19 protein-coding genes are annotated in these 22,340 nt (G+C 44.9%); 8 read left to right on the top strand and 11 right to left on the bottom strand.

Going from position 1 to position 22,340, the window contains the following annotated elements; genetic code table 11:
* Positions 1 to 13: 13 nt before the first annotated feature.
* From QWZ05_RS02870 to QWZ05_RS02845, 6 genes are read right to left on the bottom strand one after another with little or no spacing between them, the layout of a single operon-like run.
* Positions 14 to 1,654, bottom strand: a complete 1,641-nt coding sequence (locus QWZ05_RS02870) for a BatD family protein (RefSeq protein WP_290296388.1) — start codon at positions 1,652 to 1,654, stop codon at positions 14 to 16.
* A complete protein-coding gene (locus QWZ05_RS02865) occupies positions 1,655 to 3,514 on the bottom strand; it encodes a VWA domain-containing protein (RefSeq protein WP_290296386.1) in 1,860 nt (619 codons plus the stop codon).
* The gene (locus QWZ05_RS02860; protein WP_290296384.1) at positions 3,514 to 4,482 is read right to left on the bottom strand and encodes a VWA domain-containing protein; all 969 of its coding nucleotides are present in this window, start codon (positions 4,480 to 4,482) and stop codon (positions 3,514 to 3,516) included. The genes QWZ05_RS02865 and QWZ05_RS02860 overlap by 1 nt, the downstream gene beginning before the upstream one ends.
* Positions 4,475 to 4,942, bottom strand: coding sequence for a DUF4381 domain-containing protein (locus QWZ05_RS02855; RefSeq protein ID WP_290296382.1), 468 nt, complete (start codon positions 4,940 to 4,942; stop codon positions 4,475 to 4,477). Before QWZ05_RS02855 ends, QWZ05_RS02860 begins: the two co-directional genes overlap by 8 nt.
* A gap of 1 nt (position 4,943) precedes the next feature.
* Positions 4,944 to 5,855 (bottom strand): DUF58 domain-containing protein, encoded by a 912-nt coding sequence (locus tag QWZ05_RS02850; protein ID WP_290296381.1) that lies wholly within the window; start codon positions 5,853 to 5,855, stop codon positions 4,944 to 4,946.
* Positions 5,856 to 5,857: 2 nt separating this feature from the next.
* Positions 5,858 to 6,814, bottom strand: a complete 957-nt coding sequence (locus QWZ05_RS02845) for an AAA family ATPase (RefSeq protein WP_290296380.1) — start codon at positions 6,812 to 6,814, stop codon at positions 5,858 to 5,860.
* Positions 6,815 to 7,046: 232 nt separating this feature from the next.
* Here QWZ05_RS02845 and QWZ05_RS02840 point away from each other — a divergent pair, with 232 nt between their 5' ends.
* Positions 7,047 to 7,247: a restriction endonuclease subunit S gene (locus tag QWZ05_RS02840; RefSeq protein WP_264876380.1), complete on the top strand. Its 201-nt coding sequence runs from the start codon at positions 7,047 to 7,049 to the stop codon at positions 7,245 to 7,247.
* Between the two features lie 116 nt (positions 7,248 to 7,363).
* Here the strand turns inward: QWZ05_RS02840 and QWZ05_RS02835 are convergent, their stop codons facing one another.
* Positions 7,364 to 8,449 carry an L-dopachrome tautomerase-related protein gene (locus QWZ05_RS02835; protein ID WP_290296379.1) on the bottom strand — a complete coding sequence of 362 codons (1,086 nt, stop codon included), beginning with the start codon at positions 8,447 to 8,449 and terminating at the stop codon, positions 7,364 to 7,366.
* 354 nt (positions 8,450 to 8,803) lie between these two features.
* Here QWZ05_RS02835 and QWZ05_RS02830 point away from each other — a divergent pair, with 354 nt between their 5' ends.
* The 3 genes from QWZ05_RS02830 (at position 8,804) to QWZ05_RS02820 (ending at position 13,790) form a co-directional block, all read left to right on the top strand.
* Positions 8,804 to 9,814, top strand: coding sequence for a helix-turn-helix transcriptional regulator (locus QWZ05_RS02830; protein ID WP_290296378.1), 1,011 nt, complete (start codon positions 8,804 to 8,806; stop codon positions 9,812 to 9,814).
* Positions 9,815 to 10,039: 225 nt separating this feature from the next.
* Positions 10,040 to 11,986, top strand: a complete 1,947-nt coding sequence (locus QWZ05_RS02825; RefSeq protein ID WP_290296377.1) for a TonB-dependent receptor plug domain-containing protein — start codon at positions 10,040 to 10,042, stop codon at positions 11,984 to 11,986.
* A gap of 325 nt (positions 11,987 to 12,311) precedes the next feature.
* Complete coding sequence (locus tag QWZ05_RS02820; protein WP_264876376.1) at positions 12,312 to 13,790, top strand: lytic polysaccharide monooxygenase; 1,479 nt, start codon at positions 12,312 to 12,314, stop codon at positions 13,788 to 13,790.
* Between the two features lie 167 nt (positions 13,791 to 13,957).
* On the opposite strand, the gene pyrC is transcribed toward QWZ05_RS02820, so the two are convergent.
* Together pyrC and QWZ05_RS02810 are read right to left on the bottom strand one after the other, a co-directional pair.
* Positions 13,958 to 14,986, bottom strand: a complete 1,029-nt coding sequence (gene pyrC / locus QWZ05_RS02815; RefSeq protein WP_264876375.1) for a dihydroorotase — start codon at positions 14,984 to 14,986, stop codon at positions 13,958 to 13,960.
* A 153-nt stretch (positions 14,987 to 15,139) separates the two neighbouring features.
* A complete protein-coding gene (locus QWZ05_RS02810; RefSeq protein ID WP_264876374.1) occupies positions 15,140 to 15,304 on the bottom strand; it encodes a YqaE/Pmp3 family membrane protein in 165 nt (54 codons plus the stop codon).
* A 149-nt stretch (positions 15,305 to 15,453) separates the two neighbouring features.
* On the opposite strand from QWZ05_RS02810, the gene QWZ05_RS02805 reads away from it, so the two are divergent.
* The gene (locus tag QWZ05_RS02805; protein ID WP_264876373.1) at positions 15,454 to 16,572 is read left to right on the top strand and encodes a YcbX family protein; all 1,119 of its coding nucleotides are present in this window, start codon (positions 15,454 to 15,456) and stop codon (positions 16,570 to 16,572) included.
* A 7-nt stretch (positions 16,573 to 16,579) separates the two neighbouring features.
* On the opposite strand, the gene QWZ05_RS02800 is transcribed toward QWZ05_RS02805, so the two are convergent.
* Positions 16,580 to 17,482 carry a DMT family transporter gene (locus QWZ05_RS02800; protein WP_290296376.1) on the bottom strand — a complete coding sequence of 301 codons (903 nt, stop codon included), beginning with the start codon at positions 17,480 to 17,482 and terminating at the stop codon, positions 16,580 to 16,582.
* Positions 17,483 to 17,819: 337 nt separating this feature from the next.
* On the opposite strand from QWZ05_RS02800, the gene QWZ05_RS02795 reads away from it, so the two are divergent.
* Together QWZ05_RS02795 and QWZ05_RS02790 are read left to right on the top strand one after the other, a co-directional pair.
* The gene (locus QWZ05_RS02795; protein ID WP_301334068.1) at positions 17,820 to 18,473 is read left to right on the top strand and encodes a DedA family protein; all 654 of its coding nucleotides are present in this window, start codon (positions 17,820 to 17,822) and stop codon (positions 18,471 to 18,473) included.
* Between the two features lie 99 nt (positions 18,474 to 18,572).
* Complete coding sequence (locus QWZ05_RS02790; protein ID WP_264876369.1) at positions 18,573 to 19,361, top strand: AraC family transcriptional regulator; 789 nt, start codon at positions 18,573 to 18,575, stop codon at positions 19,359 to 19,361.
* A gap of 577 nt (positions 19,362 to 19,938) precedes the next feature.
* Here the strand turns inward: QWZ05_RS02790 and QWZ05_RS02785 are convergent.
* The gene (locus QWZ05_RS02785) at positions 19,939 to 20,946 is read right to left on the bottom strand and encodes a LacI family DNA-binding transcriptional regulator (RefSeq protein ID WP_264876368.1); all 1,008 of its coding nucleotides are present in this window, start codon (positions 20,944 to 20,946) and stop codon (positions 19,939 to 19,941) included.
* Between the two features lie 154 nt (positions 20,947 to 21,100).
* Here QWZ05_RS02785 and manD point away from each other — a divergent pair, with 154 nt between their 5' ends.
* The gene (gene manD, locus QWZ05_RS02780; RefSeq protein WP_264876366.1) at positions 21,101 to 22,318 is read left to right on the top strand and encodes a D-mannonate dehydratase ManD; all 1,218 of its coding nucleotides are present in this window, start codon (positions 21,101 to 21,103) and stop codon (positions 22,316 to 22,318) included.
* Positions 22,319 to 22,340 lie beyond the last annotated feature (22 nt).

Below are 22,340 nucleotides of genomic sequence, written 5' to 3'. Positions count from 1 at the left end.
TTATAAGTACACTTTACAAGTTTGGCAAATTATAGTGAGAAGAATTTTGATACGACGACTTTTTCGACTTAATTATTAAATCTATTAAAGTAGTGTTATCCCAATTAGACGTATTATTAGAATATTGATAGCGATTCATCATCGTCAATTGTTCATTAATTGATTGGCGTAATACGTTGTCTAAGTGTGGGTTCTCGGCTAACCACTTGTTGACGTGGTAGTTGATGAGACTGTTGTCGTCGCATCGGATGATCTCAACCAAGTCTTGATCATCATGGCTAGAATGATCTTTATTTTCGATCGTTTTCTTCGGTCGATCATTATTCTTTGTCCAAATAATAAACGACAATAATAGAACAATGATAAATAGACAGATGAAAGTGGCATATTGCCAGTAGATAGAGACACCGGAAATTTGCTGAGTTGAGTTATTATTAATCAGCGCACTGGTATCAATGCTGTATAAAGTTTGCTCTCCTTGTTTGATGTCGAACTGAGTATTTATACTATCAGTTTGTTCCGCGATATTGTCACGGCTGTTCCACCAATCTAGCGAGGGTAAATCAATACTCACTTGATCTTCTCTTTGTGCGATCAATACCTGTTTGACGATCATTCTTGTAATGCCATTGCTGAGGCTTTGGAATGTTGGTTTTTCGCTATAGACACGAAATACATCCGGTACAGGTAGGTCAAGAGTAGGGAAGCGGTCTGAGTCAAGCCCGTGAATATCAAGAATAATTTGACGAGTTAATGACTGGCCAACGTTGAGCTCAATCATTGATTGACCAGCAACGGGCTCGCCACTTTCTGATAAATACACTTGCTCAATCGAGAGCTGTTGAGTCGGAAGCCAGTTTCCTTGGTAATCTTGTGGTGGCGATTTGACTGTGATGGAGACTTGCTCTGGCTCGATGTTAGTCGCGATAAGACGTGTGCTTCCACGCAAGCTGTCGCCATATATAACGGTACCTTCAAACCCAACACCGGTCAGGGTAAAATCACCAGCATTGTCAGCTGTCAGTTTGTAACGCTGCTCGACCACAGTAACTTCAACGCCGTCTAATACACTTTGGTATTGCTTAGCATCCCCGAGTGCATTTATCGTCATTCCTTGAATTTTAGGCTGTGAGATATTAGGGTTTTGCAGGCGTCTTGGATCTGTCTTTATGATCACACGGCTAAGTAACTCTGTGCTCTCTTGAGGGTAGAGCACCTCTTTCTGCAGTTGATTGGTGATCTCAACAAAATCGCTCGGCTTGGGCTCTAGCTCATCTTTCGTGACATTGATTTGGATTGGTTCGGTTTTGGCGCCATTGAGTTCAAAGGAGGGAATCGTTACGCGTCCAATACGTTGTGGCGCTAGGGAAACATTCCACTCACTGCGGCTTGATCGTTGGCTATTAACGATATTCACTGACGTGCCAAAGTTTGGCCTGCCCATGAAAAAGTCCTCTTCTAAGAAAGAGAGATCGATATCGTCACTAGAGGCGCGCGTATCCGCAATGATTCGCAGTTGAAAGACTTCGTTGGTGACTAAATCTCGCTTGCTCACAGTGGCTTGTAGCGATGCTGCACTAACAGAACTCGCAAACATGCCAAGTATCAGCAAAAAAGTAAGGCGCAGTGGCTGGTTGAAAAGTTGACTGTTCATCTACCAGTTTTTCTCCGTAACTTGTGGCTTCGGTTTTTGTTGAGCCTGAAGTTGTAATTGGGCACGTATAAGGCGGCTTGGATCTCTTGCCGCTTCGACTCTATCAAGGGTTTGAAGGTCGCGTTGTTTTTGTTGCTCTTGCTCGCTCAACTCTTGAGCAGACATTGGAGATTCACTAGTAGGTGACTCCTGGCCTTGCTGTTGTGATTCAAGTGCTGATTGTTCGGAGCTTTGTTCTTGGCTTTGCTCAGAAGGCTTTGGTTCTACGGCATCCTGCGCAGAATCTTGTTGCTCGCTGGATAGCTCTGAGGGTGATTGACCGTCTTCTTGTGGCTGCGTCTCTTGACTCTCCTCAGCATCGCTTTGTGAAGAAGAGTCCGACGGTTGTGAATCGCTCTCGTGTGGTTCTGATTGAGAAGAGCTATCGCTGCTTTCCTGTTCTTGATCAGATGAGCCTTTTTGCCCAGAATCTTGCTGCTGCGAGTCTTGTTCAGATTGCTGTGATTCAGAAGAATCCTCGCCTTGTGACTGCTGTTGCTGCTGATCACGAAGTTGCTCCACCAGCGAAAGGTTGTCTTGAGCATCTTGATGGCTTGGCTCTTGAGCGAGTACACGCTGATATTGCTCTATCGCTTTCTCCAAGTCACCTGACTGAGCATAGGCATTACCAAGATTATATTCGGCACGGGTTGATTCAATGCCACTTAGCGCCTCAATAGCCATTTGATAGTCCCCATTTTCATAGGCGCTGATGCCTTGCCACTCTTTATCATTAAAGGTATTTTGCGCGGCTTGAAAGTCACCACTTTGAAATGACTGATACGCTTTTTGATCGTGATTGAACCAAGGGTTTGCTTGGACTTTTGGTGTGGTGGTCAGCGTCAGGCCTAACATCAGAGAAAATAAAACACCGCGTCGAAACATCAACAATGCAAAGGCTAGTAGTGGTAGAGTCAGCCAATAGCCTTTATTTTGCCATGTCTCGATCTCTCGTTTGCTATCCGTGTCTTGTGAGGTGTTTGCCAACAGTTCAGACATCGATGTGATGGTGTCGACATCACTGTTGTTGTGCTGGATAGGAATGAACAACCCACTGACATTGCGTGCCAGTGAATTCATATTACCAAACTGGCTGGTGGCGACCACGGTTGTGCCGTTGCTTGTTTGTAGCATTCCGCCCTCAGGAAGGGGAATAGGAGCGCCATTTTCTGTTGCAACAGCAAGTATTGCCAACTGCCAGCGGTTATCAATAAGAGCCTCAATCGCTTGCTTCTCTTTTGCAGAGAGATCGTCAATCACTAAAATGATCTGTCCGGATTGAAAACCCGCGTTAGTAAGCATGTCGATAGCTTGTTCAACGCCTTTTTCGGCACGCGCGCCAGGGTAGGGCATGATCGCGGGGCTTAGCAGAGGCAGATGATTAAGCAGTGACTGGCTATCGCGCGTGAGAGGCGCTACAGAGTAGGCATCACCGGCATAGACCACAAGACCCGTTTGTCCGTCTTGCCATTGGTTGAGCATATCCGTCACTTTATATCGAGCTTGCTCAAGGCGACTTGGTGACACATCCCTGGCGTACATCGACAGTGACATGTCCATAACCACCACTCGTGCATCGTTGGCTTGAACTGAAGGGCGTGTCACATCATTGATGCTAGGGCCAGATAGGCTAAAGATAGCGATGAGCCAAGCCGCAGTAAATAACTTGATAGCTATACTGTTTTTGCTGGCTTCTAACCCCATCGCTTTGGCGATATGCGGCGCAATCAGCGTTTGTTGTTTACAGCGTTTAGTGAGGTATAGGGTAATCAATACGCATGGGATTACCGCCCAAAACCATTGTGGGTATAGGAAGGTCATTAAAGTTGCTCCCTTCTATAAAATACGAGGCCAATAGAAAGCAGAAAAGCAGCGCCTAGTGGCAGGGGATACCACTCGGTTTGTGGTCTCCACGCTTCGGTCGCAAGTGAAATTGGCTCAAGCTCGTTAATTGTGCTGTAGATATTCTCTAGATCTTTGTTATCACGTGCGCGGAAATATTGGCCGCCAGTTAGGTCAGCAATATCCTGCAATAACGTTTCATCAAGATCATGAGCGGTATTGACGGTACGAGACATGAAGAAGTCTTGAACCACCATTTCTCCGGCGCCGACGCCAACGGTATAGATGGTCGTATTATTTTGCTTGGCGATTTGAGCGGCTTCCATTGGATCAAGTACACCCGAGTTGTTAGAACCATCACTGAGTAAGATCATCACACGTTGCGGGGCATCGCTTTCGATGAAGGTTTTGGTCGCAATCCCAATTCCATCACCAATCGCTGTCTGTGTACCAATTAACTTCAACACCATTTGGTTCACTTGCTCAATGATAGAGTGAGTATCCAATGTAAGCGGTGATTGCAAATAAGCGTGGTCTGCATAGACAACAAGACCTAAGCGATCGCCTTGGCGTTGCTTAGTGAAATCTGTCAGCACATTCTTCACCGCTGTCAATCGGTCGATGTAGTCACTGCCATCGTGCATGTCTTCTTGGTTCATGGAATAGGAGAGATCCACCACTAGCATCAAGTCTCGGTGCTCTGTTGGCAATACGACGGGGTCGCCATAGTGAATTGGGCGTGCAGTTGCAATCACAAGCAGTCCCCAAATTAGCCAAGATAGGATTTGTGCGACTTTGTATTTCGGTTGTGCGTTTTGTATATGGTTTGGCACATTCGGAATATAAACGGCAGCCTGCGTTTTTATAGCAGGCAACAGTTTGCGAACAATCCAAGGTAAAGGTAGTAGGAGTAGTATCCATACCCACCCGAACTCAAAATCAGTCACTCACTTGCCCTCGTTTCTTCGGTGGTAGTGCATGACGAATCCAATATTCACAATCTGCGATAAAATCTATCTCTTTTGGAAGAGGCTTACCGGTATACAGCGCAGATTGCCATGACTCTGAGTTTGGCTCAAAGCGCGTGTTACCCAACTCTTTATCGAGAAATTGATACCAAGCCTCTCCGGTCAGGGACGCGAGTTGTTTTCGGTCGTAATAACTAAAGGCAACTTGGCGCACAACCTCCATCGCTTGGGATGGTGTGGTTTGTTTTACGATAAGTTTTAATGCTGCATTTTTCGCAACACGATGTGCACGATGGCGTTTGACTAACCAAATAGTGAAAGCCGTCACCATAGCAAGTGCAGCAAAAGAGGCCCACCAAGCGGGTGACAATGGAAACCATGAAGGGGCTTCAGGAAGATGTAAGCCTTTTAGAGGCAACGTTTCCGACGGTTGTTGCATGTTATGATCTCGTCAGTTGAGAAAGCAGGGGACGATCGTTTGAAAGCGATAAAAACGTCATCCCATGTTGTTGCGCAAAATGTTCAAGCTCGTCAGTGCTGCGTTTGAAGTGTGCTTTCATTGCGTCACGCGCACGTGATGATGAAAAGTCTAACCATAAGCTGCGAGTTTGACTGGTAACTTGTTCAACACCACGATATTGCGTCATTCCTTGCTCTAGTGGATCGTGAACATGGATGAGTCGCACCGAGTTATGCACTCTTAGGTGTGCCAAGCGATCTTTGTCTTGTTCAGTCAGTCGTGAAAAGTCGCTGATCATCAAGATTTCACTGCCTTTTGGGCATAGGCGTCGCAGCGTTTCAAGTGTAGGCTTAAAGTTTTGTTGCGTTGTCACGTTTCTACGGTAGTCGTGGTGTTGTGTGATCAGATTCAGCAGGTGTAATACACCACGCGATGATGCCGTTGCTTTACATTCAAAGAGTGCCTCTCCGGTATCAACTATGGCCCCGACACGGTCTTTACCTTTGGCGGCTAACCACGCCACAAGGGCGGTAAAATGCGCTGCCAGCACCGATTTAAGCATTAGGGTTGAGCCGAAGTTCATACTTGAAGAGAGATCCAAGTAGATATAAACCGGACGCTCTTTTTCTTCAGTGAAGAGCTTGGTGTGGACTTTGCCTGTTCTCGCCGTCACTCGCCAGTCAATAGAGCGAACATCATCACCCGCTTGATATTGGCGTACTTCTGAGAAGTCCATCCCACGACCAAGTTGGCGACTTTGATGCTGACCGAGTTGCTGCGACCATAAGCTTTTTGCAGGCGGAAGCCAGTGAACGGTGTGCTGCTTATAATAAAGCAGCTCATCCAGATTCAAGTTAACCCCATCTGCAAATGGAGGAAGCGAAACAGACATGATTATGCACTACCTACCATAGACAGCAGTGCATCAATGATGGTGTCAGGCTTAATGCCTTGTGCTTGTGCGCTATACGACAACAGCAAGCGATGACGCAAAACAGGGTAAGCCATTGTCTGCACATCTTCTGGCGTGACATAGTCACGTCCGGCGAGCCAAGCATGTGCACGGGCACAGCGATCAAGGGCGATAGTGGCACGTGGGCTCACGCCCATTTCCAATTGTCCTGTGAGTTCACTACTGTATTTTTCTGGATTACGGGTCGCTAGCACCAAGCGAACGATGTAGCGCTCTACGCCTTCTGCCATATGAATATCGAGTGCTGCTTTACGCGCATCGAAAATAGTCTGTTGAGTCAGTGTCGGTTTGTCGACGGCTTCAAGGCCCTGTGCCTCCCCACGGTTTAGACGAAGAATATCCAGCTCGGCATCTTCATTCGGGTAGTCAACATTGAGGTGCAGCAAGAAACGGTCTAGCTGCGCTTCTGGCAGTGGGTAGGTGCCTTCCTGCTCAATCGGGTTTTGTGTTGCCATCACCAAAAATAGCTCTGGCAGCGCGTACGTGGTTTTGCCGACAGAGATCTGCTTTTCTGCCATGGCTTCGAGCATCGCTGCCTGCACTTTAGCAGGCGCGCGGTTGATTTCATCTGCCAGAACCAGTGAATTAAAAATAGGGCCAGCTTGGAAGGCAAAGTCGCCGGTTTCTGGGCGGAAGATGTCTGTACCTGTCAGATCGGCTGGCAATAAGTCTGGTGTAAACTGAACACGATGGAACTCGCCTTCTATGCAGTCTGCTAAACATTTCACTGCGCGGGTTTTAGCCAGCCCAGGAGGACCTTCTACTAATATGTGTCCGTCGGCTAATAAAGCGACAAGGAGTTGCTTAACTAGCTCCTGTTGGCCGATGACTTGAGATTCGAGATAGTTTTGAAGTGTATGGAATTGCTGCGCAATCATCCTGAATGCCTTGTTATTTTGTTTCTGAACGTCGAGCGAAAATATGCGATAGGTTGACTCGGGTTTCAAGGGGTTAAATTGAAAATTTAATGTCAAAATTTACAGAGTGCCAGAATAGGAAAAAGTTCAATTTAAATATTGATTTAGTGACTATTGGTGACGTGTGTGTGCACAAGCGCAGATAAGCTGATAAACTACGGCGCAGAATTTATGTATTAATAGAGTTACCGTTATGAGTGATTTTGAAAAAGAACTAGAAATGATGTCTCAAGAGATGGGCGAAGAGCCTGAGCAAAAATTGCCATCACTTGAAGAGCAAAAAGCCATTGCTGCAGAGTTAAAGCAACTTGAAGCAGAAGGCAAACTGACACCAGAAGTACTAGAGCAGTATTTTGGTAAGTTCTACGCTAAGACGGCAACACCTGTTCATTAATCTTTGTTACTAGAACAATCAGAACGCATTAAAAAGGGGCTATCGCGATGATAGCCCCTTTTATATTGGTGTTTGGATTCACCGATTAGGCGATAACGTTTGATTGCAAACCGATGTTAATCGTCAAGTTTGATACGTAACACGTGATATGGTTTTTTAGATCCTTCAACACCACGGTTAAATGCTGGGTGTAAATGAAGTGAGTTTTGCGTGACGTACAAGTACCCACCTTGAATGGAAAAACCATCTGCCCAAGACAGTAGTTTGTCGTCTTGTGCGAAGATTTTGTAGCCCTGTTCATTGGCAACGCCAACTGCGTTTTTCTCAATATCACCCACATAAATGTCACCCTTGCCTGAGATGATCATGCCGTCACTTGGGCGTTTCTCACTGAAAAACTCTATCTTTTCAGCAATGGTTTTCTCATCTAGCTTGGTGTCCGCCAGTGCTTTTGCCGGGATGCGGTAGATTGCGCTGCCGTTAACCGAGCCAAAGTATACCCATTCATTATTCGCATCGATGGTAATTGGGTTCAGCCCAAGATACAGCGCATCAACACTGCCATCTTCACGCTTGGTTGCCATTGGCGCTTGGTCAATCATCACTTCATGCCCAGGTGAAAGTAGTGACTTATGTGACTCTAACAAACGACGCGACTCGCCTGTTTCGAGGTCGACAACAACAAAAGCGGGAGCCGGGTCGCCATAGAGATTACCTAGACTTGTATCAGCAATATACATTTGATTACGCTCTGTATCGATTGCAAAATCTTGTAGGAAAGAGTTACCAACTTGAACGTCTTTCCTGATTTCAATTTGCTTAAACAGCTTATCGTTGATGGTGTCCCACGCGATAATTTGGGTTGGGGTATCGGCGCTGCCCATATCCAATAGCCAAACAACGCCACCTGGTGTGCTATCGATGCCAATCACTGAAGTTAGTCCCACTTCACCTGACTCAGGGCCGTCTGCCCAATCTTGTGTTGGGAAAGGTTTAACTGAACCATCGTTCATGAGTTCAACTACGCGCAGAGTAGGAGCATCGAGAGGTTGCATAGAAAGGAAGGTGCGACCTTGCTCTGTCACGGTGATATTGCCAGGGCGGGTACCGTCAAGCTCTGCGACAATCTCAATGTCTGCAGCGTATGCGGTGTTTAGCATTAGGGCTGTGCTCATAGCAATTAATGACTTTACGTTTTTCATAGTATTCATCCTGTGTGTTGAGGCGGAAAGAGAAGGTTGTTCTCAAATCAGTGCGACTACATAAAAACGATAGGCCATAAAGTACCGTTGATTATTGATGAATTTTTGAGTCACTCTCAAATGTCATTTAACAATACTCAAATCAATCGTGTCTGCGTAATCGATGAGCAAATGATAGTGACTGAATTGACAAAGGTAAACGCGGTATTATTTGAGTTTTTGTCAATAATTATTTGAGAATTGAGTAATAAGTTCTCGCCATTGAGCCCCAAGCTGAGGAAATAAATTTGACCAAAGCACGTAAATGTCTGACATTCAGAGTAAGTTTGGAATATACAGCGCTCAGTGAGTGACATGAAAGATATGGACATCCACCTAGTTTCGCGAGAGAGTGTCATACTCTTCGCTTCAATGTTGAAAGAAGTCGACAGTGACATCTACGGGTTGCTTCGCCAAGCTACAATTCCCAATGATATCGATACAGAGACAGACTACCGCTTTCTCCCCGAGTCAAGTTTAAAGAATACTCTGGATTTATTAGCAGGTAAGCTATCAAACCAAACATTAGGCTGGCTTTTTTTACGCGCTTGCAAAGAGAAGTATATCCCACGCTTTGTTAACAAGTTGAGTGGGTGCTCGACAGTAAAACACGCGATAGAGCGCTTTTGTCAGCAACTTAACCACGAATCCACTGGTGCGAAAACCTCTTTGCAATATGCCGGTGAGACTTGGTGGTTTGTTCGAGAAAAAAACGGTGTTGATGAGGCATGGTTTAAGTATGCTGAGATGTTTTCAGTCATCTTCATGTGCGAGCTTATTCGAGGGTTAACCAATGATAAGTGGCGTCCAGAACGGGTGGGCATTCAAAGCCCGTGCATAGATGAGTTTACAAAACTACCTTCAATGGAGTTAGCGCAATTCTTTCTCGAACGGCCAATGACAGCTGTGGAAATTAACCGAGCAACCCTCGCTTTACCAGTCAGTGTTTCAAGGCCAATGGGTGCATTGGATAACGCAAGGCAAGAGCAACCGGTAGATTCGTTAAGTTTTACACAACAATTTACTTTGGCGATCACTCCTTATTTGTCCATGGGGAAACTGCCGATAAAAATTGCGGCTGAGATATTACGTATGAACGTGCGCACGCTGCAGCGTAAGTTGGCCGCTGAAAATATAATTTATAAACAGTTTATCGAGGACCTCGTATTCAAAGAGGTTTCAAAGAGTATCATTGAGACAGATGATGCGATCACCCAGATCGCCATCCGATATGGTTATTCTGACGGAGCGCACTTTACCCGCTCGTTTAAGCGAATTTATGGTGTTTCGCCATTGCAGTATCGAAAGCAGAATCTAGATAAGTAAGTGGACGAAAAGTGTTTTTGAAACGATGCTCTTCTATTGCGTTGTAAGGTGTGCTCAATCAACGGATATTTTAGGTATCAGAGCGTAAAGTTAGGTCATTTAGTGACAAATTTGCATGGTTTGTTCAAAGGCGCTAAAAGCAATTGTTGTAATGTTATAACATTACAATTATGACCAGTTGGTCATGCCTTCCTATTTATCTGTATAAGTACAAACCTAATTAATATGAAATTAAATAAAATCACGCCCGCAATTTTGGGTCTAATGACTTTTGGCGCTTACGCTAACACTTCAGACACTCAAAATTATGATGAAACCCTTGTCGTGACGGCGAGCGGTCACAGTGAAAGTGCTGATCTCGCACCTGCAACGATTGAGGTGTTGGAAGCAAAAGATCTTGAATTAACCGCATACCGAGACCTAACCAGTGTGTTGGATGGCCTTGCTGGTGTATACATCACAGACCTAGGTATTGGAAACAAAGGGGTGAGCATTCGCGGTCTAGATAGTTCGCAAACCCTTATTTTGGTCGATGGTAAGAGAGCGAGTAGTTCTGATAATTTGATTAACCACGGCAACTATTCACTCCAAGGTATACCTGTCGGTAATATCGAACGTATAGAAGTGATAAAAGGCCCGCTGTCCGCTTTGTATGGCTCTAATGCATTAGGTGGTGTGGTGAATGTTATTACTAAGCAGCCAACCAACGAATGGCAAACGCAAGTGAACCTCGGAGCGGGCAGTTTAACTCGTTCTGGTGGTGACAACTACAATGGGCAAGTAAGTACCTCTGGCGCAATTGTTGAAGATGTCCTTTATCTAGATTTGAGCGTGTCACACCAAAAATTTGATGAGGTTGAATCTCGCCGTGAAGGTGGACGTTCAGACCAAGCAGCAACTGAAGCAAATAATGTCCGGGCGAACCTGCGTTACGATGTAAATGAGCAACACTCTTTGCAAGTGGGCTTTGAAGGTAAAAAATTAGAAACGGGTCAGTTGGTATTCCGAACTATTAATGGCGAAAGTGTTCCCATGTGGATGGAAAACCATGTAGAAGATTACCGTGTTAGTCTAGGTCACAAAGGAGAGTTTTTATGGGGCTCCACGGAAATCAAAGCGTACCACAATAACTTTAGTCAACAGAACGTAAGAGATGTTGGGACCCCAGGTAACCCGCATGACCTTGAAGAGACCATTGTTGATGCTTTCGTTCGCACGGGTATGGGTATGCACGAGTTGGTGATCGGTGGTTCATTTATGCATCAGAAGCTGACAACACCTGGCTTTGGTTCAAACAGTTCTGAAGATGCTTCTCAAGGGGCAGTGTTTGCTCAGGATGAAATAGCACTTAACCAGCATTGGGACTTGTTACTTGGTGGCCGAATTGACCATCACGAGACTTTTGGTACACATTTTACTCCTCGTGCATATCTGGTGTTTCAACCAAATAACAATTGGGTATTTAAAGGTGGCTACGGAGAGGGCTTTAGTGCACCAAACCTCACTCAAATGTCAGATAACTTTGTTAATGATGATCCTGGCCATCCTCAGGTCGTCCGAGGAAACAGCGATCTAAAACCAGAAGAGAACGCAGCATTCGAAATCTCGGGTCAATATATCGCAGACACCTGGAGCGTCGGTGTGACAGCATTCCACAATGATGTGACTAACTTGATTGAACTGTCATGTATTGAAAACTGTAGTGGAGAGAATAGGGCGGTACATCAATATCAAAACATTGATGAGGCGCGCATGCAAGGCATTGAAGCCAATGTGAACTGGCAAATCATGCCGACATTATCAATCAGCGGTAATACAACTTTCCTCGATGCCAAAGACAAAACTCAGGATACTCGTTTAGAGGAGCGGCCTCGCTGGACCACCAACGCCACAGTGCGTTGGGAGGCGACAGAGAAATGGGAGTTAGTTCCAAGCTGGCGTTATATCGGAGAACAAGAGCGTACTGCTCGTGGCCAGACTTCTGCACAATCTTTACCTGGTTACTCTGTGGTTGATTTAACCAGTAATCATCAAATTAATTCACAGTGGCGAATCAATGTTGGGATCAGCAACATGTTTGATGTCTACTTACCGGATGAATCTGACAACTACATTGACTATTTTGTCGAACCTGGAAGACGGATATTCATTAACTCAACATGGGATTTTTAATCTAAGTTGAACAAAAGCAAGGGCTCATTAATGAGCCCTTTTTTGATTGTATAATTTAATTTCATAGAAAAGGACTTCAAATAATAGACGTATGGTTTTTAAGCGGTGATATCACTTTGTTAATACGTCTGTTTGTTTTATAACCTAGGTGGATTCAATTAATCGAAAATTTACGTGGCACAGCTCACATATGCTTGCAACATTGTGGAACGCATATCACGAACAAGGGGTTTAACTCCTTAAGAAATAACTATTAAATCTAGCCTCTTTGAAGTGACCAGCTAACAACTAGCATGGTCAATACTCTTTGTAGGACATAATAAAAATGAAGAAAACTCATCTTTCAGCATTCATCACAGCAGTTTGGATGATCGCTCCAAATGTAGCCCATGCTCACGGCTATGCGTATTACCCTGAAGCACGTCAAAGTATCTGTAATAACGGTACTTTTTGGGGGGGGAACCACGAAAGTGAAGCGTGTGAAGAGGTATACAATATTTCTGGTGGGTACCCAATGACGCAATATCATGAGGTTGCGATCAATATTCCTGCCCCTTTGTATAACGACTTTGAAGTGGTAAAAGAGTCGATTCCTGATGGAACACTTTGTTCGGCTAACGACAACCAGAAACGTGGCTTAGACATCGGGCATACTGAATGGACACGTACCGAACTGAATCCAGGTAGTTTTGAATATGTGTTCAAAGCAACGGCTAAGCACAATCCATCATTTTGGGAGATTTACCTTACCAAAGAGGGTGTGGATGTCAGTCAGCCTTTGAAATGGAGTGACTTAGAGCTGATCGCTGAAGCGGGCAATATTTTGGCTGATGATCAAGATTTCTATCGTATGAATGTAACGATTCCATCGGACCGTTCAGGTGATGCTATTTTGTATACACGATGGCAGAGAGATGACCCAGCTGGTGAAGGGTTCTATAATTGTAGTGATATTACAATCACTGGTGATGGTGGTACACCTCCACCAGTAGACCCAGATGAGCCTTATTTGGTAAAAGGTGCGCGATTCGTACCTTTAGATGTAGAGTTAACGACTCCAGAGATTGGCGACACGGTAAAATACGATGTGTTTAGCTCTGAAGGCCATCTTCATAACACCTTTTCAGTAACGGTATCTGAAGATAATGCAGATGCATGGCATAGATTACTTGCTGGTGATATTAATGGTTACTATGAAGCGGTTCATGATAATGATGTATATATCGGTGACTGGCATGAAGAGATGTCTCACTATATGTTCTTCCGAGATGAACTTCACTCGAACTACTTTAACTCTCGCGACGGTGTAGGTTATGGTGAGTTTTCTATCATCAAAGATGAAGCACCTAACGATTTAGAGCCGGTTGTCTCTGCCATGACGCTCGCTAATTTAGTTGAAGCTAAGATTGAACATGGTGAACTGATTGTTCTTCACCCTAATAACTCAAAGGGCGACTTCAATTCTGTTGAATGGGTTCAATTGAGCGGTGAGCATGTTGAGTACTCGGTGGGTAACTACAACGAATTGTTCATTGATACTGAGCAATTGAGTGCTCAACAAGACCATGAACTGACGTTCCGCTTAAGCGTATTCAACAGTGAAGGTAGCGCATCAACGGTTTACACCTTTACAGTAGAAGGTGAAGGCAGCGTGACACCACCACCAGCAGAAGGTGACTGGAATCCATCAGCGACTTACATCCAAGGTGATAAAGTGAACTACAATGGCCAAAGCTGGACAGCGCAGTGGTGGACTCAAGGTGAGGAGCCTGGCACGACTGGCGAATGGGGTGTTTGGCGTTAACGAGGCCGATATTCCGATATAGAGTGAATTGAATAGATTCCCGTAAGAGTGACCTTTTTAGGTCACTCTTTTTTTGTTAAGCGCTTTTATTTATTGAATAAATCGCATAAAAAAAGGCTAAGAAATTCTTAGCCTTTTGACTCTATTAATTGTAAACGTTATAGCGATTACTTAACCGTCCACTGAATCTCTTCACCTGCACGGATTGGAACGACAACATCATTACCAAAAGGCATAGACTCAGCTACTGGCCAAGCTTGCTTAGTAAGTGTTACCGTGTCACTGTTTCGCTCAATGCCGTAGAAGTCAGGGCCGTTGTGGCTCGCGAAGGCTTCTAGGTTTTCAATTTTACCTTCTTGCTCGAACACTTCAGCGTAAAGCTCTAGTGCTGCGTGCGCAGTGTATGAACCTGCACAACCACAAGCGGCTTCTTTCATACCTTTAGCGTGTGGTGCAGAATCCGTTCCTAAGAAGAACTTCTTGCTTCCACTCGTTGCTGCCGCAACAAGCGCTTGCTGGTGGGTGTTACGCTTAAGGATAGGTAGGCAGTAGAAGTGAGGCTTGATGCCGCCAACCAGCATGTGGTTGCGGTTATACATCAAGTGGTGCGCAGTAATCGTTGCCGCGACATTCTCATTCGCATTGTTTACAAACTCAGCAGCGTCTGCTGTTGTAATGTGCTCAAGTACGATCTTCAGGTTAGGGAAGTCGTTAACGATTGGCGCTAGAACCGTATCAAGGAACTGCTTTTCACGGTCAAAGATATCAACATCGTGTGTCGTTACTTCACCGTGTACAAGTAGAAGCATACCCACTTCTTGCATTGCTTGAAGAACAGGGTAGATTTTTTGCGCTGACGTAACGCCTGAATCAGAGTTAGTCGTCGCACCTGCAGGATAAAGTTTAGCTGCAACCACTTTGCCTGTTGCTTTCGCTTTGCGAATTTCATCAGGTGTCGTGTTGTCAGTTAGGTAAAGCGCCATAAGTGGCTCGAACTGTTCACTTGGTTGCTCTGCCATGATGCGCTCACGGTAAGCAAGTGCCATTTCAGTGTCAGTTACTGGTGGGATAGTGTTTGGCATAATCAGTGCGCGGCCATTGTAGCGGCTGATATCGCGAACCGTATCTTTTAATACTTCACCGTCACGTAGGTGAACATGCCAGTCATCTGGACGTGTAATCGTAATCGTAGTCATAAAGCGCTCCCACCGCATATAAGTTGGTTTAGCGCCCAAACGCAAACGGTTACGTTTAGGCGACAGGATGATAGAGGAAAAGCGCTAAAGAGACAAACAATTCATGTCTAAATGCTTATTTTCAAACCAAACCCAACGATTTAGAACTAACGGTTATTTTAGAACCAGCCAAAGTGCATGCACCATACCCGGAACGAAGAACAGCAAGGTTAAGATGAGATTAATAATAAACTGACTGCCTAAACCAAACTTGATAAACACGCCAAGTGGCGGCAGCAAGACACAGATGATGATCATGAGTAACTTATTGTTTTCCATTCCAAAGCTCCATAAAAGTAATCTTCTATAAAGGCTTAGCAACAGTCTGACTATAGTTCAAGCAATTGGCATAGATATTATTGACTTGTATTGAGATAGTCATAGGTTGGTGTTAGCGTTTGTAAAACACTGTAATCAATGGAACTACTATGACCACTCAACAGCAAACCACAGCGACGCTTTCTGGCATTCATGTTTATCCGATCAAGTCTATCCGAGGCATTGAGTTATCAAGTGCTTGGGTAGAAAAGCAAGGCTTAGCTTTTGATCGACGTTTGATGCTCGCGTCTTCTGATGGGGTGATGGTGACTGCGAGAAAGTTTCCTCAATTGGTGCTGGTTAAGGCGGCGTTAACGGCAAAAGGGTTAGTGTTGAGCTACCCGGGTAAACCAAGTTTTCACCTAGACTATAGCCAATTCAAAATGACGCCGACAGAAGCAGTAGTATGGAGTGACTCGTTTACTGCCTATACGGTAGACGAGGGGGCAGATGAGTGGTTTAGTGAACTGTTAGATATGGATGTTGAGCTTCTATTTACGGGTGAAGATTCTAATCGAATGCGAGAAAAGTTAGGTCATAGCGTTAGCTTTGCTGATGGCTATCCGCTACTGATTATTTCACAGGCGTCACTTGACGAGCTGAATGGCAGAAGTACCGAGCGACACAAAATGGCACAGTTTAGGCCAAACATTGTTGTATCAGGCACAGAGCCGTTTGCAGAAGACAGTTGGAAGCGCTTTAAAATTGGTGAGGTCGAATTTGAGATCATGAAACCGTGTGAGCGCTGTATCCTGACAACGGTTGAAACCACCACGGGCAAGAAGCGTGAAAATCGTGAGCCATTGAATACGCTGGCGAAATTTAGAGCTAATGAGTTTGGGCAAGTGTTTTTTGGTCAAAATGTTCGTGCACTGAATGAAGGCGTGATTGAAGCGGGGAGTGTGATTGAGGTATTAGAGCATCAAGAGCCACACTTCTATGTAGACCAAGAGAAACAGACCGTTGAAAGTAAGTCAGTCACTCTTATCGTTGACGGTGTTGAGATTCAGGGGAACAACCAAGAGCCTTTACTGAATCAAGCAGAAGCTCAAGGTGTGAAGATGCGCAGTAGTTGTCGCTCGGGTTTATGTGGTGCGTGTAAGGTGAAAGTGACTTCTGGAGAAGTAAAACAACCCAATGCACCTGCCATTACTGAACATGAGAAAGAGCAAGGGTATGCTCTGGCATGCTGCTGCGTGCCAGAGACGGACATTGAGATTATGAGCTAGACGAGAGCTAAATGATTCGCTGGCTGCGCTGACGATAAGCGGTGAGCCAGCGATTGGGTTTAACTTGTGCTAGCAATACACCACCAATCACAAGCGTGCCCCCCATTATATGGAAGTGATGGATCTTTTCTCCCAAAAATGTCGCCGCTAAGATCATGGCAAAAACAGGCAATAAGTTCATAAACATAGCGGTTGAATCCGCCCCAATACGATTGATCGATTTGACCCACATCCACGGCGTAAAAATAGAGGCCAGAATACCTGCGTAGGCGATCAGAGGCAGTGATGCTTTGGTGGGCAGCAGTTGTTCACTTGAAAGCCAGAGTGGCGTTAGCATGAATACCGCTAATACACCTTGTGTGTAGATCATGGTCCAGTTACTGAATGGCATCTGCCAGCGTTTAAGCAATACGCAGTATGTGCCATAAACCACCGCAGCTAATACCATCAAAGCATCACCTTGTGTGACTGCTTGTGTAGTAAAAAACAACACGTCACCCTCACCGAGCATAAACGCCAACCCAAATAGTGATAGAACCCCACCAATGACACTCAGTGGCGAAACAGGCTTGCCCAATAAGGGTAAGCTCAGGAAAACACTAATCAGCGGCACAAGAGAGGTGATTAACGCCATGTTTGAAGCGGTGGTGGTTAATCCCGCGTAGTACCCTAATGACTGATTTAATACCATGCCCAAAAAGGCGAGTGTAGCGAGCTTAGGTAAATTTGTGCGAATAACAGACCACTGTTTGATGACCTGCGGTAGGCAAAATGGCGTTAGGATCAGCATCGCTACAAACCAGCGATAAAAGCTCATGGCGCTCGGCTCAATAGCAGAGGCTGCAAGTTTGTTGACGATAGAATTACCGCCCCAAATTAAAACTGTGATGAGAGGGAGAAAGTAAATCATTAAGGCACCACCACGAAAGACGTTGTTGACTGAATTATGGCGCTAGTCTGTCAGGTCTTAATAAATACAGGTATCTCCAATCAGACGTGGTGCGTTTTAGTCAGACAATTTACCGTTTGGTGTGTTGGAACTGGTTGAAAGCATAAGAAATTGCGCTTTGTAAGCCTTACTCACCATAAATCACAGCTAGTTACAAATTAACAAACGTGCTACTCACGGTTTTTCTCTATGATAACCACACATCATTCTGTCGTGATATGGCAGCCTCGTGTAGACATTAGGTATTCAACTTGCCCCTAAGTTACACGTTTATTCTGGGAGATACACAGTGTTAGATATGTTAACGGCCATCTTAGTCCAAGACTTCGATACACTTTTGGAATTCGATTCGTTGCATGCAATATTGTTGTTGTTAGCGCTTATCTTGTTTTTAGAATCTAGCTTTGTATTCTTGCCTTTGCCTGGTGATGGTCTAGTACTATTTGTTGGTGGACTTGTCGGTATCGGTGCGATTGACTTCAATATGGCGCTGGTGGTGCTGTCCGTAGCTGCGGGCTCTGGCAGTGTGATAGCCTATTTCCAAGGTCGCTGGCTGAGCGGTACGCGCTTTATGTCAAAAGTAGAATCAACCCTACCGGATGATACTCTACCAAGAGCAACCGAGCTGCTTGAACGTTACGGATTCCTATCTTTGTTTGTTTCGCGTTTCATTCCGTTTGTTCGTATTGTGACACCAATGCTAATGGGGGTTTCAAAGCTCAGTATGATGCGTACGGCGATCATCAGCCTGACGAGCGCGTTTACGTGGATTCTTACCCTGTTGTGTGTGGGTAGTTGGGTTATGCAGCGCCCGATGGTGGCTGAATATCAAGAAGTGATTACGAAGTACTTTCTGATGTCGAGTATGGCACTGATGTTTGCCGCGTTTATCGGTATTGCAATTCGCGTCAATCGTAATAAAAAGCGCGCAACACAGGCGGTGACAGAGTAAGCAAACAATAGAGAGTGTATGGTTTTTTCTTATCAAAGACGATAAGAAGCGTTATCTTGCGTACTGGATTAGCGATAATGCCTTACGCCAAGGACTGAAATGAAAAAGAATGCACGAAACCTTCATCCCTCTTTAGGAATTGATGAGGCACCCTCCGATGTCTTTATGAACTTCGAAGCGTTTCTGTCTAATACGGAAACGCGCGTGCATTCCCACGCTTGGGGGCAAATCCAGCTCATTAGTGGTGGTATCCTCGAAATGGATGCTGAGGACACGCGTTTTCTCGCTCCGCCCCATCTTGCTATTTGGGTACCGGCTGGTGTTCGTCATTGCAGTTATAATCGTAAGCCTCTTGAATATTGCTCTCTTAATATATCGCCAATGCTCGCAGAGGTTTTGCCTGAGCAAACCAGCCTATTGAAAGTGACTCCAATTGTGTCGGCGATAATTGAAGACTTTCGTCAACGTGGTATCAACATAGCTGAATCAGAACAAGATCAACGCTTGGTTCAAGTGCTATTAGATCAACTCGCATCGAGCGATGTTGAGCATCACTTCCTTCCAAGCACTGACCATAAGTATTTGGCGAAAATTTTAGCGCACGTCGAAGAGAATCCAACCGATGACACGTCACTCGCTCAATGGGCTGACAAAGTGCATACCACAGAGCGTACCTTAGCAAGACACTGCCAAACCGAACTCGGAATGAGTTTTACTGAGTGGCGCTTACGTGTGCGTTATCTGTATTCGATGGAATTATTACGAAAAGGGCACTCGGTCAAAGAGGTGGCTCTCACTCTGGGCTATAACCAGGCAAGCCCGTTTATAAGTATGTTTAAAAAGTATTCCGGACAAACGCCAGAGCAGTATAAGAATCGTTTGTTGTAATGTTGAAGTAAAACGACGCAGTGCTTTGTGCCTGCCTTGGTCTTTTTTAATACTGGCTGTCGTATTCTTAATTTAAAACCATCCCTTCGGGGTTGTTCTTCTTTTGGCTAGGGCTTTGTTGCCGAAAAGGTGGCTGATTTATTAACCTCATTGGCCACTTAGCCTCCCAATAAGGTGTAAACAATGTACGTATTATTATTTATATCTATATGCTCGCTAGTCTCTGCCGTTGCTATCCTAGCCCAACATTACCCAGAGGTAAAACGATGCCGTGAAATTGATAATCTGGTAACGCGGGCGTTCAACGACAAATCAGGACTGAAAAAATAAAAGTACTAGCAACACACGTTGTTGCCTATAGTGGGTATGGGAATTTGGCCAGAAACATGTGGATTGGCAGTATGGTTGCAATACTAGAAGTAATTCGAAAAGCCAGAATTATCTCTAGATTGTAACTCACAATTATCCAGAACTTTCACAGTTGGCACTGCCTAACGTTAGCAGAGCTGCGTTATCAGGCATTTTTTACTTTAAGCGCCCCCCTTAGGTACAGCTCTCATTGTACCGTTGCAAAATTTCAAACTTTCGCGCAAGAGTCCCTCTCAACGAGCGAGCACGGTACGATCACTCGCTGCAATTCAGAATGTTTACCATTAATCGCTTCCAAGGCGAGTTGTGCAGTTGATGAGCCAATTTGATAGGCATCTTGCCTTATTGTCGTTACTGGCACTTTGAACAATTCAACCATAGGGATTTCATCGAAGCCTAACACGGAAACTTCATTGGGAATTTGCACCTTTTCTGTGTTAAAGGCCAACAGTAGTTCAGTTGTAATGGCTAAGTGCTGGGTGAATATTGCCGTGGGTGCATTATCACTACGAATAAGGTCAACAGGTGATTGCTGGAAACCGTTCTCTCTGTCCCAGAGTTGGATGAGATGGTCGTCGAGTTTGATACCATGCTGTGTGAGTGCATCAGCATAGCCCTGATAGCGGGCTTTGCGCGAATTGCTTGAGCCAAAATCTTGTGTGAAGAAGGCGATTTTTCGGTGGCCAAGCTTGATCAAGTACTCTGTAGCCTCATAAGAGGCTTGGTGATAGTCAGACAATACCAGATGGCTTTGGCAGTCGGGGTACTCCAACTGGAATTGAACCACAGGCAATTTTTCTTGTACTAACTGATTGATCAATTCACCGTTGAGCCCTGATGAGGTGATGATGATGCCATCAACACACATCTGCTTTAAAGAGAGAAGGGCACGTTTTTCGGCTTCGGCATCAAAATCACTATTGTGGATCAATACGTTGTAGTTGTGTTTTTTACAGTAATCATCGATTCCACGCAGAACGCGACTGGTGTTATATCCGGCCACATCACGAACCACAACGCCAATTGTTTTGGTTTTTTCTACTTTTAAGCTTCGAGCGATAGGGTTAGGCACATAGTTAAGTGTCTCGATCGCTGATTTGATTTTTTGTTTTGTATCAGCAGACATATGGCCAAAACGTCCGTTTAGGTATTGAGAAACGGTACTTTTTGAAACTCCCGCGAGTGTCGCCACATCGACAATTCTTACTTTCTTCATTCAGGCTTCTTAAAAATGTTAACAGGATCAAATTTGGATCGTTGACATTGTATCGGTAGAGCTAGAATATAGCAAGTAAACCGATTTACCAAATCGATTTACTAAAGCCGTTTTAGTATTCGATTTGGTGACAAACTAATTTGAGAGAAAAACCATGAAAATTGAAGACATCAAAATCTTTGTAACCAACCCAGGCCGAAACTTTGTGACGGTAAAAGTCATCACAGATCAAGGTGTGTATGGGTTAGGGGATGCCACAGTCAATGGCAGAGAGCTGGCGGTTGCGACGTATTTAGAGGAGCATGTAAAACCTTGTTTGATAGGACGTGATGCTCACGGTATCGAAGACATTTGGCAATACCTCTACATGGGCGTGTATTGGCGTCGTGGACCGATTACGATGGCAGCGATTGCCGCTATTGATATGGCACTCTGGGATATCAAGGGCAAAGTCGCAGGGCTTCCGGTGTATCAACTTCTTGGCGGAAAATGTCGTGACGGGGTTGGTTTGTATGCGCACGCCAATGGTGAAACGATTGAAGATACATTAGACAAGGCTGAGCAGTGTATTGAGCAGGGGTTTAAGGCGGTGCGTCTTCAATCTGCTATCCCTGGGCTATCAGAAACTTATGGTGTGCTTGGTGATAAAAAGGATTACTTCGAGTTACAGGGTAATCGACCACTACCGCCAGAGCAGCAATGGTCAACCAGCAAGTACTTTAAGTTGGTTCCAGAGCTATTTGCACAAGCGAAAGCACGTTTTGGTGACAGAGCTGAGTTTTTACACGACACCCATAGCCGACTGACTCCGATCGAGTCTGCAAAACTAGGAAAGATGCTTGAACCTTACAATCTACTGTTCCTAGAGGATGCTTCAATCGCAGAAAATCAAGAAAACTACAAACTGATTCGCCATCATACGACGACGCCGCTCGCGTTAGGTGAAACTTATAACACGATTTGGGATTGTAAAGATCTTATTCAAAATCAGTGGATTGACTATGTACGTACCGCTGCAACGCACGCGGGTGGTATTACCGGCATGAAGAAAATCGCTGATTTTGCTGCGGTCTATAACGTCCGTACTGCACCTCATGGGGCTCCTGATTTGTCACCAATCTGCTTTGCTGCTCACATGCACCTCAATATCTCAACACACAATTTTGGTATTCAAGAATTTGTTGGGTTTGGTAATGAGGCGTGCCAGTCAATCTTCAAACATGACATGAAACTCGAAAATGGCATGATTCTCGTCAGCGATGCGCCAGGGCTTGGTGTCGAGTTTGATGAAAAAGCAGCGGAACAATATACCTACAAACGCTCATACCTTCCGGTAAGTCGTTTAGAAGATGGCACGCTTTGGCATTGGTAATAGTGTGAATATAAACATCTAT

The sequence above is a fragment of the Vibrio agarivorans genome, from assembly GCF_030409635.1.
GTDB classification, from domain to species: Bacteria; Pseudomonadota; Gammaproteobacteria; order Enterobacterales; family Vibrionaceae; genus Vibrio; species Vibrio agarivorans.
Note: the sequence above shows the minus strand (reverse complement) of the source record. Positions and strands in the feature narration are given on the sequence as shown.

Bases quoted from the DNA above. Each gene is read 5' to 3' on its own strand.
- QWZ05_RS02870 (WP_290296388.1), bottom strand. From the start codon at position 1,654: ATGAACAGTCAACTTTTCAACCAGCCACTGCGCCTTACTTTTTTGCTG.
- QWZ05_RS02865 (WP_290296386.1), bottom strand. From the start codon at position 3,514: ATGACCTTCCTATACCCACAATGGTTTTGGGCGGTAATCCCATGCGTA.
- QWZ05_RS02855 (WP_290296382.1), bottom strand. From the start codon at position 4,942: ATGCAACAACCGTCGGAAACGTTGCCTCTAAAAGGCTTACATCTTCCT.
- QWZ05_RS02850 (WP_290296381.1), bottom strand. From the start codon at position 5,855: ATGTCTGTTTCGCTTCCTCCATTTGCAGATGGGGTTAACTTGAATCTG.
- QWZ05_RS02845 (WP_290296380.1), bottom strand. From the start codon at position 6,814: ATGATTGCGCAGCAATTCCATACACTTCAAAACTATCTCGAATCTCAA.
- QWZ05_RS02840 (WP_264876380.1), top strand. From the start codon at position 7,047: ATGAGTGATTTTGAAAAAGAACTAGAAATGATGTCTCAAGAGATGGGC.
- QWZ05_RS02835 (WP_290296379.1), bottom strand. From the start codon at position 8,449: ATGAAAAACGTAAAGTCATTAATTGCTATGAGCACAGCCCTAATGCTA.
- QWZ05_RS02830 (WP_290296378.1), top strand. From the start codon at position 8,804: ATGAAAGATATGGACATCCACCTAGTTTCGCGAGAGAGTGTCATACTC.
- QWZ05_RS02825 (WP_290296377.1), top strand. From the start codon at position 10,040: ATGAAATTAAATAAAATCACGCCCGCAATTTTGGGTCTAATGACTTTT.
- QWZ05_RS02820 (WP_264876376.1), top strand. From the start codon at position 12,312: ATGAAGAAAACTCATCTTTCAGCATTCATCACAGCAGTTTGGATGATC.
- pyrC (WP_264876375.1), bottom strand. From the start codon at position 14,986: ATGACTACGATTACGATTACACGTCCAGATGACTGGCATGTTCACCTA.
- QWZ05_RS02810 (WP_264876374.1), bottom strand. From the start codon at position 15,304: ATGGAAAACAATAAGTTACTCATGATCATCATCTGTGTCTTGCTGCCG.
- QWZ05_RS02805 (WP_264876373.1), top strand. From the start codon at position 15,454: ATGACCACTCAACAGCAAACCACAGCGACGCTTTCTGGCATTCATGTT.
- QWZ05_RS02800 (WP_290296376.1), bottom strand. From the start codon at position 17,482: ATGATTTACTTTCTCCCTCTCATCACAGTTTTAATTTGGGGCGGTAAT.
- QWZ05_RS02795 (WP_301334068.1), top strand. From the start codon at position 17,820: ATGTTAACGGCCATCTTAGTCCAAGACTTCGATACACTTTTGGAATTC.
- QWZ05_RS02790 (WP_264876369.1), top strand. From the start codon at position 18,573: ATGAAAAAGAATGCACGAAACCTTCATCCCTCTTTAGGAATTGATGAG.
- QWZ05_RS02785 (WP_264876368.1), bottom strand. From the start codon at position 20,946: ATGAAGAAAGTAAGAATTGTCGATGTGGCGACACTCGCGGGAGTTTCA.
- manD (WP_264876366.1), top strand. From the start codon at position 21,101: ATGAAAATTGAAGACATCAAAATCTTTGTAACCAACCCAGGCCGAAAC.